Origin of the sequence: Brevibacillus fluminis (assembly GCF_003710825.1) — a bacterium.
Classification (GTDB): domain Bacteria; phylum Bacillota; class Bacilli; order Brevibacillales; family Brevibacillaceae; genus Brevibacillus_D; species Brevibacillus_D fluminis.
In genome coordinates, this window is sequence record NZ_RHHQ01000025.1 from 135,230 (window position 1) to 148,285 (window position 13,056).

Genomic DNA, 13,056 nt, shown 5'->3' on the forward strand with positions numbered 1-13,056 from the left:
TGCGTTCAAATTTATGAACACTTCATATCAATTCGCGTTAAGAAATCGGCACACTGTTCAAATATCGTTACACTTCCTGTTACCTGAAGAATAGAGATTCATGAAGGGGTTTGACCTCCTTGTGTAAAGTAAAAAATGGCGCAATAAAAAGAAGAAAACTGACGCCTTCGAGTTAAGACGCCAGCTTTTTGCAGCTATATCAGATACTGTTTGAGGTAAGGCTGATTATATAATTCCTAGCTTCTTCATTCTGTTGTATAACGTCGTTCGAGAAATGCCTAGGCGTTTGGCAGTGGATAATCGATTACCATTTTCATTCAGTAACATTTGACATATAACTTTTTGTTCGTATTTTTCTAATTCATCTTGCAGTGTAGAAAGTGTATCCGTAAAGGTACTGTTGTCAGTAACTACCGATGGGTCTGAGTCGTCAGTAAGATTAACATGCTCGTTGTTGCTAATCATTTCGTCTGTCGAAAAAACGACTAGTCTTTCAATACTATTTCTAAGCTCTCGAATGTTTCCGGGCCAATCATAATGTAAAAAGTCTTGGATTAATTTTTGGGAAATGCCTTGAATCGGCTTATTATACCGTATCGAAAATTCGTATAAAAAATGGTGGACTAATTCGATAACATCATTTTTACGTTCACGTAAAGGCGGCAATTTAATAGTGATAACATTTAGACGATAATAAAGGTCTTCTCTAAATTTTCCTTGTTTAACGAGGTCGATTAATTCTCGATTGGTTGCTGCAATTACACGAAAATCAGCCTCTATTTGCTTTGTGCCTCCAACTGGATAGAATCTCTTATCTTGTAAAACTCGTAATAATTTGACTTGCAAATCCAAGGGCATATCTCCGATCTCGTCTAGAAATAGCGTTCCCCCTTGAGCTAGTTCAAGCTTCCCCTTTTTCCCGGTGTTGATGGCCCCGGAAAATGCCCCTTTTTCATATCCAAATAACTCACTTTCAAATAATGAAGGAGGGATCGCTCCGCAATTAATTGGGATATACGGAGCACCAGATAATTCTCTGGAATCGTGGATTGCTTTGGCAAATAACTCTTTTCCTACTCCGCTTTCTCCAAGAATAAGAATGGTTGCGTTCGTAGCAGCAGCTTTCTTACTCATTTCGATTGTTCTTGCTATTTCTTGACTACTCCCTTTAATCCCATGAAAAGGGTCGTTGTCCGGCTTTAATTTAGTTACTTCCTGCTCCAAATGCTGGACCTTACGGAACGAGTTAAATAATTCCTGATTTAATCGAATCTGGCTGGTAATGTCAGTGTCAACGGACACAACTCCAATGATCTTCTGATTCAAGCGAATCGGATTGTTATTTACTATAACGAATAGATCAGAGCGTGGGTGATGTTGATGTCTATAAAATGGCTTACCGGTCTTTAGTGTTTTTAGCATCTCTAGATTTTTTGCTTCAAAGTAATCCGTAATTTTTTTTCCGATAATTTCTTGATGTCCTATGGAGAATATTTTCTCAGCCTCTTTGGTCCAAATTTCAACAGTCTCTTGCTCGTCGATCACACAGACTGATGTGTCAATCGTATCTAAAATCGTATCAAAATAGGTTTCCAGATATTGATAGGAGTCGTACAATTCCTTCAATACATTCGAGAAATGTAAATAACCGATAGGATCTCCTGATTCATTCAGAAGCACTAGTAATCCATATTGGCTTAGCAATGCAATCAATTTCGATATCTCTTCGTTCTTACAAACGGTTACTGTTTTTTTAAAGGGAAGGGAATGAACGGATAAATTCGTAGAAGGATGAGGCGGGGGTGAATCGATATAAAAGAACTCGCCTACATTATTTTTAACGAAAATGACTAAGTCAACGGTCCCGTTTTCTGCAAGAAGCTTATCTGTTAGAGGGGATTCAAAAACTTTAAAGTTAGTTTTGATTAATTTTTCAATGCTCGAAAATTTGTGCTTCACAAAAATTCCCCCTTCTGCTCGTAACTAGTTGCTCCTGAATAAGTCAATTCTACAAATGGTTTCGGGGAGTGAGTTGTTTGGGTCAGTATTCCGAAGCCGCCATAGCTCCTGTACTTGCTACGGTTCAAACCGTACTTGCGCTTGATAAGACTAATTTTTGATTCTCCGGCTGCACGGTAACTGGGAAGTGACATGACTTTTCGGCTTTTACGAATCAACTGGGTCGTAACGTTCACATCATCCAGCAGGATCGTTACATCTGTCGAATGATGGATATCGGATTCTATGACGTTTTATCGGTGCGAAACTTGTTATCTGGAGAATAACAATTCCATTTTGAGGGTAAGAATTCCTTTTTTCTTTTGCCCCAAAACCCCGACTTCACGAGTTCTTGGAATTCATCTGAAAAACAACTCTTGCTCGGAACATGTTCCCATAATACAACAAACCCAGTACCATCAAGGCACTGGATGACATTTTACAGATACTGTATTCGTTTTGCAGGGCCCTCGATTGGATGTGAATCATTTATTTGTTCTCATAAGGTACTAAGACGTAGTTCATAAAAATATTGCACGATTGGATGCTTTAACTTCATTTTCTCTGCCATGTTTAAAATTCGCTTTTTTCCAACGCGTCTGTCCACCAAAGCTAGAATATTCAATAATATATCATTGCTCTCCATACTTTCCTCTATAGAAATGGATAAAAATTTAGTAGCTACATCGCTAAAATTTGATTTACTTAATGTTACCTGTGCTAACAAAAGCTCCTTTGCATATTCTGATATTTTTCTACTTCTAGCAATTACTTTTAGTCGATCTTCCGGAACCATTCCCTTGGTATCTTTTCTGACAGCTTCAATTTCTTCATTGCTGATAGGAATTTGGATATCTGGATCATTCTTAATTTCCAGCTCCGTCTGATACCATTTGATTAAGGTAGTCTTATCACTCATATTGAGTACATTCTTTTTATCTACCGCAATATAACAAAGTCCTGCTTTATCTGGCAAATAACGATAGCCGGTAGCACGGTATTCAACCCTTCCATTTAACGCAGGACAGAGAAAACTCTCCAGATGTTGCTTCAATTTGCTCCAGGACATTCCATCCTCCTATGTTCTATATTATTAATACCTATTGCTTCAAACTCTATTGCTTGAACTGCTGTGGAGCTTTTGACCATCTGGGCCCTGCATCCATTCGAAAAGCCGTCAGCCAGGATCGATCAAGCCCCATTCACTAGGGGAAAGAGTAAACTCTTTCATCATCGGTACAGCGGCAAATCCTATGATAGATTTGTCTGCGAAGTAAATTACGAGTCCAATATACACTAGGATAGTATAAACCAGCGCATAAAGCACCTCCTACATTCATATTAAAAACAAATGAATCCGCTTTCCTTACACCGAAATCAACTGAGTAAGTCATAAGCGTAGTCGTCCGGTTGATTATTCGCTTCACATACGCTGGATTTGATTTGCGACAACACATTATAGCCCGAGATTTTTGGCTATGATGCTTTTCATAATTTCTGTAGTTCCTGCAAAGATTGTATCGACACGAACATTTTGATAGTGACGCGAAATAGGATACTCTTCCATATAACCATAGCCACCATGGAGCTGCAGTGAGTCGTACGCAACGCGATTAGCCATTTCAGATACCCACCATTTAGCCATTGATACTTTATTTACAATATCTTTACCTGCAACATGCTCGCTTACCAGCTCATGGACAAAGCAACGTGCTATTTCGATTTCAGTAGCCATTTCGGCCAGTTTGAAGCTGTTATGTTGAAACTTTCCGATGGGTTGACCAAATGCTTTCCGCGTCTTAGCATACTCGAGACCCTCTTCAAACATTTTTTCTGCTGCGGTAAGCGACCCTAATGCAGCAATCAATCTTTCCTGCTGCAGTTTTTCCATCATATAATAGAATCCTTTCCCCTCTTCGCCTAATAGATTACGCTGAGGGACACGGCAATCTTCGAATACAAGTTCACCCGTTCCTTCGGCATGACGCCCCATCTTCTCCATCTTCTTGGCTTTTATAAAACCAGGGGTACCTTCTTCTATAACAATTATACTTAAGTTGTGATGCATCCTTGGGCTGTTTCCAGTCTTGCAGACCACAATCGCTAAGTCACAGTCCCATCCGTTTGTGATAAATACCTTTTGACCGTTGATGAGCTGTTATGTAATGAATTATAAAAAAGACGCCCACGGCGTCTCTACGATTCAAAAGCAATGTCTATTCATTGTACTTAAAAAATCAAGTATGCTCTGAAGTAAAGTTTTTAATAATAGAATTCAGTCGACAACGCATTGCTATTCATTTCTCATAATTCCTACTATTGCAATACCTACCTAGTAAGGAGTGTTTCTCTTGAAAAAAACATAAGCAACCGCCCCGCAAGCTTTCTCCTACATAGGTGATAATCCCGTCTAATGGAGGTTCACCCCACAATTGTTTCGTAATGCCCAACGCCAGAACCATAGATGGCTTGAATGGTAATTTCTTTCATTCCGATACAATGTACACTCCCATACGTTCCATCCGGCATTTATTGCAGGGGATCTTGTTCTTGCATCTCATCTGCTTGGATAAAGAGATTCTTTTCTGGATTCGTTGAAGGGATGGTATACTGTACAGCAGCGTTTAATCGGCTGCCGATTAATTGAATTGCTTGTTTTAGATCTTCAATATCTTTTTTTGTAGCGGCAGCGTATTCAGGGTCCATGTCTAAGCCGAGTCTACCACTTGCTTCAAGTGTGGCAAACCGTATTTGGGATATATCAATGATCTTTTCAGCACGTATGCGCATTTTAAGCTCATCCACTGTCATTCGAGCGCGCTTTAAATTTTGGTGATTAATTTCCCCATTCTTTATAAGAACGATAGGCTCTCCCATCACCCACCGTTTCAACCTAGGAAAAAAGATCTCCAAATAAGTCATGCTTAACATGAGCAAAATCAGAATGGCTCCAACATAGATACAGATCCACAAATTTTTTGATTTAAGTGGCTCAACTAATACGGAAGCAAGCCCGATCATAATGACCACCTCATCCACCCTCATGGATGAAATTGAATTTTTTCCACTGATTCTAAACAAAACGTTTGCCGCCAAAAACAAGATGACAGCCTGCAACCAATAGGGCAAGATTATCCCTCCTTTTTCAAACCATTTTCGATTATTATTGCGTTCTCGTTACAATTTTATCCAGAGATCATTGAGCCCGTTTTCCATGCCAACGAAAACAAGCCTTCAAGAACAGGCTGGTGAAAGCGATAGTGATGGTTCCATCCGTGTGGTCAGCGAGCATTCCAGTATTCCCAGACTCTCTCCAGAACTAGATAGCCAGACGAATTCTTTTGTAAAAGAGATTACATTCTTTGTTTTTCTAAAAACAAACTTCCCAAGAACGAAGCAGAAAAATCACGATTTCACCGAATGCTTGAGCACTCAGAAAGAAATCGTGATCCTTTTCTGTTAGAGATGTTATCTTATTTTTCTAGAACATAATAATGGACAGGCTCTGGGCCTTCATGCTTCATACAGTGGCTAACCTTCAAACCATGTGAAAAATAATAACGAAACACGGCGCTTCGCAAGTTCATCGACTGTGTTAAGCAAACGGAATGATAGGGATAATGCATGCATACTTAAATCACCTCATCGACAAGCTTCATCAGTTTTTGAGTAGGTTACGCATGTGCTGTTAATGGAAATAAGATCTCTTTTTCTCTCTCTATGAGATTGGGACGAACAAACAAGATATCATCCGACTCTGTTCGTGGCTCAGATTGGATGTTTTCATAATCACGCTCAGGCATAAAGGAAAAATGAATCATCTTTGTCTCGTCAGAAATCAAATGATGGACGATTCCCTCTAAATTAGCCTGTATGTTCACATCGAGCTTGCGCAAAGTGGATTTTGGAGTCACTTGCTTTTTTAAATCGGAAGCTTTTACTTTAAAACTGCTTTCCTGAACCCGCTCAAAACCAAACTTCGGATAAAAATTAAGCACCTTATCATTCGCAAACAAATAGGTAAAATCATACTCGTTTCCATATTTATTCAGGATATAGTTGATAAGCTTAGCCGCCAACCCTTGATGACGATATGCTGGATGCGTCATCACCGTTCCCAATTGAAGTGCCTGATACTCCTTACCATTGACTATCACAACCATTTTATTGACAGAAGCATTCGCAATGACTTGATAACAGGCACGATAGTACCTCCGTTTCTCGCCATTTTTAAAGAGATTTTAGCGGAGGGTTTTTGCTTCGTACGACCCATTCATCTGCTTGTTCTTGCGCAGATAATGCCCCCAACATTCCGCCAGTATTTTCCGGGCGGCAAAAACAGCTACTGAGGATTGATCCAATGAAGGAGACACTTCCACAACGTCAAAACCGATGATGGGGAGTTCGAACAATCCATAAAGCAAATCAAGGAGCTCCCTGCTATTTAAGCCACCAAATTGTGGTGTCCCCGTGCCTGGTGCATAAGCAGGATCAAGTGAATCGATATCGATCGTAACGTAGATTCTCTCGAACCGGCTCATTGTCTCCTTGATCTTCTTAACCGTTTCAGCTACACCGCAGTTGCGTACTTCCTTGGCTTTTACAATGTTCATTTTGTTCGAATTGATAAACGTTAGCTCCTCCGACTCAACCGAACGAATACCCACAAAGAAAATGCTCTCGGTATCAAGGACGTTTTTCAATTCCAATGCGCGTCTCTCGACAGATCCGTGAGATAAAAGATCGCCCCCCATTTCATGGCACAGATCAAAATGCGCATCGATATGGATAATTCCAAATGGCTTGTCTAACGCTTTATCTACCCCGCGTAAGACCGGAATGGTTGTGGAGTGATCGCCGCCGATCATCGTGAATAATTTGCCCGCCTTTACACTCTCATACACGGTTTCCTCGACCTTATGGAACTGCACATCCCGACTTTCTCCACCAATATCCCCCAAATCGAGAATGCGCAGCTCGGATAAATCCTCCCAGTGTTCCGTCGTTGGGGGAATGGTATAGGTGATTTCCCGAATCGCGCGTGGTGCATCTTTTGCCCCGGAGCGAAAGCTTACGCCACCATCAAAAGGAACACCGAAAACTACGATGTCGGCCTCTGCCATTTTTATGCCTGGTTGATTCAACCCAGCCCAAATGCTCTTTTCATTGATCATATCCTTAACAGATTTCATGTATAGTTCCTCCTTTTTTTCCTTCAATCCATAAGAAGCAATTCATGTGCCAAGGCAATCGATGAAGTGTTACCGCATCGTTTCGTAGTTTTTCAGCGTGTTCCCATCCTGAAAACAAAAAATCTTGCCACAATTGAGCAAGATTTTTTTGTTTTTGTACCCCCGTCACAATCGTCATTTGATTGTAAGATCACTCGTTAACAACAAGTCCAAACAATTTTGCAAATTGGTAGGTTTGTTCACGTGAAATCATGCAACCTTTCAAATCCTCCACCGCTACGCCTAATCAATCAAATTCACAATCACTTATTTTTCAAATAGTACGTCTGTAAATTCAACTCCAGTTAACGTTGTTTCTGTAAACGTTACATTTTTAAAAATGATTTTTTCAAACGTAACTTTAGAAGCCTTTTGATTGTCAATCAAACAGTCTTGAATCATTCCCATTTCAAATAAATCATTAGAATGGATATCAAGTAGTTTGAGTTCTGGTGGCTCACTTGGAATTTTTGGCGGTTCTATTTTTATGATTCTTTTATCCATATGTGTAATCCCCTTGAGCTGTTTCTACTTATCCTTATTCTGTTTTAATCGTAAAGCTACCAAACCCGCAAAGTTATGCACGATTGTAGCGGCTAACAAAGCTGTCGTTTGTGTTGGATCAAAAGAAGGCAGCACTTCAACTAGATCAAAACCTACAAAGTTGAAGCCGTTTAAAGAACGGACCATTTTTAATGTTTCATGACTGCTAAATCCACCGACCTCAGGCGTACCGGTTCCAGGTGCAAATGCTGGATCAACGAAATCGATGTCAAAGGTTAAAAAGCAAGGAGTATCACCAATCGTGCTTTTTGCTTGCGCGACAACATCTTGGAAGCCACGTGTAAACAGCTCGTCTTGCGTAACCACGTTGTACCCGAGTTCAAGACTAGACGTTACGTCCCAACCGCGCATGCCAATCTGAAACACTTTATCCGGCTGGACAAGACCTTCTTCATGTGCGCGAATAAAAGGAGAACCGTGCCAGTATTTCTCATTCATATACGTATCCCACGTATCTGTATGGGAATCAAAATGGAGTAAGGCTACAGGTCCGTATACTTTAGCGGCTGCACGCAGACTCGCTAAGGTGATCGAATGGTCGCCTCCCAATCCAATTGGGATGATTCCCTTGTTCATTAGATTAAGCATTGCATTTTCCATAACCTCATAGCTTTAATGGATATTTTGTGTAACGACAGGAAGGTCTCCGATATCGATGGCATTTGTATCTTCAAACGGTGAAACGTCAAGCAGTGCATGGTAAGAGGATAACGTCATCGACATTTGACGTATGGATTGTGGTCCAAATCTTGCCCCCACTCGGTAAGAAGCAGCTGTATCAAAAGGCATACCTAATATCGCTAGTTTCGTATGTTCACTTTTCGAGGGCAATCTCATAAACGTGCTTGACGTACAAAAATCGGGTTGAAAATCTTCAAATGGATTTGACATCGTAATTGCTCCTTTTTTTGAAATTTTTACGAATGTGATCGTAAACGGAATAAAATGTCTTAACTAGCAATTCATGTGCCAAGGCTAATCATGAAGTATTGCCACATGGTTGCGTGGTTTTTTAGGGCGTTCCCATCAAGAAAACAAAAAATTTTGCCACAAACGCGCAAGATTTTTTGTTTTTTATAAGCGGTATTTATCAATTTTATATTGAAGCGCCTGCCTGGTGATACCGAGTTTTTTTGCTGCATCTGAGATATTTCTGGAATGACTCAATGTATTGAGAATGATATCTTTTTCATATTCATCCACCTGCTTGAACAATGATTTCGCATGTGTCAGATCCTGGTTGAAGTCTCGTGTTTGCTGGTTGTTCGTAAATAAGAGATGTTCGGGAATGTCCTTTAACGTAACCATTTCCCCTGCGGACACATTAAAGGCATATTCAATCGCATTCCTGAGTTCCCTGATGTTTCCTGGCCAATGATAATCGGAAAATATATTTTTCGTCATGTCATTAAAGCCTTTCAGCGTCTTGTTCATCTGTGTATTGTACTTTTGAAGAAACCAGTCCGCCAATAGAAGGATATCCTCTTTTCGCTCTCGCAATGGCAATAGGTTTAACTGGATTACGCCAACGCGATAATAAAGGTCACTGCGTATAACACCGTCTCGAATCGCTTGAAATGGATCTTCATTCATCGCTGAAAGGATACGGACGTTAATGGCGATTTCTCGTTCACCGCCGATTCGCCTGATTTTTTTCTCCTCAATCGCTTTTAGCAGTTTTGCCTGAACCCCAATATCCATCGAGTTCAACTCATCTAAAAATAAGGTTCCATTGTGCGCCAGTTCAAATAATCCCTTTCGATCCTCTGCACCGGTGAAGCTTCCTTTCACCGTTCCGAATAGTGTGCTTTCAAGCAGTGTGGTCGGAATTGCGGAACAGTTTTGTGAAATGAAAACTTCACCTGCCCGAAGACTGTGGCTATGGATTGCTTGTGCAACGAGTTCTTTGCCTGTACCTGTTTCACCGCATATCATGATAGGAGAATCTCCAGGCGAGATCCTCCTGATTTTCTCTTTCAGTTCAAGCATGCGAGGATTGACCGTGATGAAGTCATCTAGCGTATAGAAGGAATCGGCTGCTTGTTTTTTGCTATAGGAAGTTCGATAGAGTGGCTTCCCGTCTTTGGAGGCCAGAATAGACGCCTCAATGGTACCGATCACTTCATGATTGAATTCGATAGGAAAAGTAGAGTTGATAAAAAACGAAGACTTCCCATTCAGATCGGTTAGCTCCTGCCTTTCACCAATGATCGGTTTGCCACTTCTCATGACGCGGTGATGACTGCTTGTCTCTTTCGTTATGGAAGGGTAGATATCAAAAATGTGTTTGCCGGTGAAGCCTTCATTTTCAAAGCTGTTCGTCTCAGGGCAATAGATAATCGAATATTCGACGATTCCCTCTTTATTCGTGATTAGCAGCGCATCTATGTGGTCATACAAATCTGAGATGGATTGTAGGTATTTTGTTAACATGAGGCTACCTCCTTCTGGCTACAGTCATTTTCACGAAAATCTCTGTGCCTTGTCAACATAGCAAGAAGCATACCAAGCCACCAAAGTTACCCCTCATGAAAAAGCAAAAATCGCTTGGAAATCCAAGCGATTCTCGTTTTTTCAGATGACTCTGTGGATCAATATCGATACAGGTGACACGCAACCTGCCTGCCATCTACTTCACGTAACGGCGGCGCTTCTGTCCGGCAAATCTCCATGCAGGCATGGCAGCAACGGATGAAATTTGCAGCCCTGCGGCGGGTTGGATGGAGAGGGCAAATCACCGCGCAATATGCGCAAGATTTTTTGTATGAATCACAATCGGTTTCTGGTCGCTCCCTACTTACAAATGATCAAAATCAATCTCTTCCAACGGCACAATCTTGGTCTTTTTCACAAATTTATAGCCGAAATAGCAAATCAAAAATACGAAACCACCAGAATAGGTGACGATAAATTTGCCCCAATCAATCGTACCGCTTACAAAATCTTGATAGTTAAAGCCCAACACGATGATGGAGCAGAGAACAAAAGCAAAGATGGGACCAAACGGGAACCATTTTGCACGGTATTTCAGATCGTTCAAATTGCGACCTTGTTTGACATACGCTTTTCGAAAACGATAATGGCTTGCCGCGATCACCAGCCATGCAATAAACCCTAGCAAAGAGCTGCCATCCAATAGCCAATAATAAATGGTTCCCTCACCAACCAAAGAGCTTAAAAAACAGAGTGCTCCCACGATGGAAGTCACGACAAGAGCGTTAGTTGGTACTCCTCGGGAATTTACTTTGCCTAAAAATTTTGGCGCCTTCTCGCTTTTGGATAAGGAGTACAGCATCCGTGTCGAGACGTACATGCTTGAAATCCCGGCTGAAAGAATGGAGGTGAGAATGACCGCGTTCATTACCCCCGCAGCTACTGTCATCCCAGCATTTTTGAACAACAACGTAAATGGACTCATCGCGATCGCTTCTAGATCCGAATTCAGCAAGTTGGGATCATTATAGGGAATCATTAAACCGATTACGAAAATAACCCCAATAAAGAACAGCGTAATTCGCCAGAAAACATTACGGGTAGCTTGAGGAACACTTTTTTCCGGATTCTTGCTCTCGGCTGCCGCAATCGCAACAAATTCAGTGCCCATAAACGAAAATCCAGCAATAAAGAATACCCCTACATTGCTGGCAATCCACCTACAAAAGGTGCTTCACCAACCGTGAAGTTTTTAAACCCAACGAATTCACCTCCCATGACGCCAAAAACCGTTAAAAAACCTACTACAATGAAAATGACCACAGTGACAACTTTAATCATGGAAAACCAATATTCAGATTCCCCATAAGCCTTGGTAGATAAAAAGTTTATTCCGAAAATCACGGCTAAAAACAAGCTGCTCCAGATGATTCCGGGTATATCAGGAAACCAGTATTTCATGATAATCGCACTGGCAGAAAGCTCAAGTGCCAATGTAATCGCATAGCCAAGCCAATACACCCATCCTTGGGCAAACCCTAATGCAGGATCGATAAATTTGCTCGGATAAACGTCAAATGCGCCGGAAACCGCTTTAAAGGCAGCCATTTCTCCCAAGCTCGTCATGAGAAAGTACACCATAATCCCTAGTACCACATAAGTAAGCAACGCCCCACCGGGACCGGCTTCACTGATAGTAGCGCCACTTGCCAGAAACAAGCCGGTTCCAATCGTTCCCCCGATGGCAATCATGTTAACATGGCGAGTCTCTAATTCTTTTTTCAATTCACCAGAGTGAGTTGTCTGTGTCTTGTTCTCCATTTTTGCTCCCCCGCCTTTTGCTTCCATTACGTTAATCACAGGTGCGAAAAGGTTATCTTAATCTTTTGTTATGACTGCAAACCCATCGAAATCATATCGGCGCAACCCGCTTTCATCCACTTGATAAGAAGCTTTCTGATCGAGAATGGCTTGGAGTGCTTTCATTGCTTCTTCCACTAACCTTGGTTCATTCACTGGTTCGTTATGCGAACAATAAAGGTAATCAATATGCGGAACCACGTCATTTGCAATATTCCGCAAGCTATTCAAGTAGATTTCCAAATTAGACTTTCCGTAAAACGGCTCATCAAAATGGGCATAAAGAGCACCTGGATAAAATGTGTCCCCGGTAAATAGAATTCGGTTTTCTTCATCATGCAGCATAATGCTGTCGGAAGAATGACCAGGCGTATGGATAACCTTCAGCTTTCGATTTCCAAGGTCTACGATGTCACCATCATGCAACAAATCAAATTCGCACGGAGGCATCATATACGTTTCGGCAAGAAAGTCTTTGGGGGGCACTTTTGCAAACATCAGGTTTGTTGCATGCTCCTTTAGTTCCTCCACGGTATACCCTTTTGTAAGCGTGTTAATGGCATTGGAATCTTCAAAGATCGAGATTTTCGAAAACTTGTAATTCTCCCCGATGTGATCGAAATGAGAGTGACTGTTCACGACCTCGATCTCCTTGTCTGTCAACGAATGGACCAGCTCATAGATGTTCCCGATGCCCATTCCCGTATCAAGAAGAATGGCTTTCTTCTCGCCAATGATTAAATAGGAAATGACCTCCTGGAAATGTCCAGGCTCATAAATGGCATAAACATCCTTTGGCAATTGATAGACCTCGAACCATTCATTCGTGGTTTCAATCCGCTCTAACTTTTCATAGCTCTTTCTTGGGAGAGCAGAAGCCCAATTTGATCCAACAACAGCGTCTTTCATTTTATCCATGGATGACATTCCTCCCGTTTCTATATGTTTGGTAAATCTGATTCATACTTAT

General features: G+C 41.2%; 10 protein-coding genes and 4 pseudogenes. 1 reads left to right on the plus strand and 13 read right to left on the minus strand.

All coding sequences use genetic code 11. From position 1 onward, the window contains the following. Positions 1 to 225: 225 nt before the first annotated feature. From EDM56_RS27745 to EDM56_RS27765, 5 genes and pseudogenes are all read right to left on the minus strand, one after another. Entirely contained in the window at positions 226 to 1,959 is a 1,734-nt protein-coding gene (locus EDM56_RS27745) for a sigma-54 interaction domain-containing protein (protein WP_122921190.1), read from the minus strand. Next, positions 1,956 to 2,147, minus strand: a pseudogene (locus tag EDM56_RS32295) (hypothetical protein); the annotation flags it as partial. The gene EDM56_RS27745 and the pseudogene EDM56_RS32295, both read right to left, overlap by 4 nt. Before the next feature lie 350 nt (positions 2,148 to 2,497). Continuing rightward, the gene (locus tag EDM56_RS27755; protein ID WP_122921192.1) at positions 2,498 to 3,067 is read right to left on the minus strand and encodes an SF0329 family protein; all 570 of its coding nucleotides are present in this window, start codon (positions 3,065 to 3,067) and stop codon (positions 2,498 to 2,500) included. Positions 3,068 to 3,454: 387 nt separating this feature from the next. Continuing rightward, positions 3,455 to 4,150: an acyl-CoA dehydrogenase family protein gene (locus tag EDM56_RS27760; protein WP_281274997.1), complete on the minus strand. Its 696-nt coding sequence runs from the start codon at positions 4,148 to 4,150 to the stop codon at positions 3,455 to 3,457. A gap of 377 nt (positions 4,151 to 4,527) precedes the next feature. Then, positions 4,528 to 5,127, minus strand: coding sequence for a DUF421 domain-containing protein (locus EDM56_RS27765; protein WP_122921193.1), 600 nt, complete (start codon positions 5,125 to 5,127; stop codon positions 4,528 to 4,530). A gap of 85 nt (positions 5,128 to 5,212) precedes the next feature. Between EDM56_RS27765 and EDM56_RS31245 the strand changes: the two genes are divergently transcribed. Then, positions 5,213 to 5,461, plus strand: coding sequence for a hypothetical protein (locus EDM56_RS31245; protein WP_148040431.1), 249 nt, complete (start codon positions 5,213 to 5,215; stop codon positions 5,459 to 5,461). A gap of 211 nt (positions 5,462 to 5,672) precedes the next feature. Here the strand turns inward: EDM56_RS31245 and EDM56_RS27770 are convergent, their stop codons facing one another. The 8 genes and pseudogenes from EDM56_RS27770 to EDM56_RS27805 form a co-directional block, all read right to left on the minus strand. Next, the gene (locus EDM56_RS27770) at positions 5,673 to 6,185 is read right to left on the minus strand and encodes a GNAT family N-acetyltransferase (RefSeq protein ID WP_281274998.1); all 513 of its coding nucleotides are present in this window, start codon (positions 6,183 to 6,185) and stop codon (positions 5,673 to 5,675) included. Between the two features lie 54 nt (positions 6,186 to 6,239). After that, entirely contained in the window at positions 6,240 to 7,190 is a 951-nt protein-coding gene (speB, locus tag EDM56_RS27775) for an agmatinase (RefSeq protein ID WP_122921195.1), read from the minus strand. Between the two features lie 306 nt (positions 7,191 to 7,496). Next, positions 7,497 to 7,733, minus strand: a complete 237-nt coding sequence (locus EDM56_RS27780) for a hypothetical protein (RefSeq protein ID WP_122921196.1) — start codon at positions 7,731 to 7,733, stop codon at positions 7,497 to 7,499. A 24-nt stretch (positions 7,734 to 7,757) separates the two neighbouring features. Continuing rightward, positions 7,758 to 8,684, minus strand: a pseudogene (gene speB / locus EDM56_RS27785) (agmatinase). A gap of 183 nt (positions 8,685 to 8,867) precedes the next feature. After that, positions 8,868 to 10,226, minus strand: coding sequence for a sigma-54 interaction domain-containing protein (locus EDM56_RS27790; protein ID WP_122921197.1), 1,359 nt, complete (start codon positions 10,224 to 10,226; stop codon positions 8,868 to 8,870). Positions 10,227 to 10,384: 158 nt separating this feature from the next. Next, a pseudogene (locus tag EDM56_RS31985) lies at positions 10,385 to 10,541 on the minus strand (oligopeptide/dipeptide ABC transporter ATP-binding protein); the annotation flags it as partial. Positions 10,542 to 10,590: 49 nt separating this feature from the next. After that, positions 10,591 to 12,047: pseudogene (locus tag EDM56_RS27800) on the minus strand (amino acid permease). Between the two features lie 57 nt (positions 12,048 to 12,104). Continuing rightward, positions 12,105 to 13,004 (minus strand): MBL fold metallo-hydrolase, encoded by a 900-nt coding sequence (locus EDM56_RS27805; RefSeq protein ID WP_183192619.1) that lies wholly within the window; start codon positions 13,002 to 13,004, stop codon positions 12,105 to 12,107. Positions 13,005 to 13,056 lie beyond the last annotated feature (52 nt).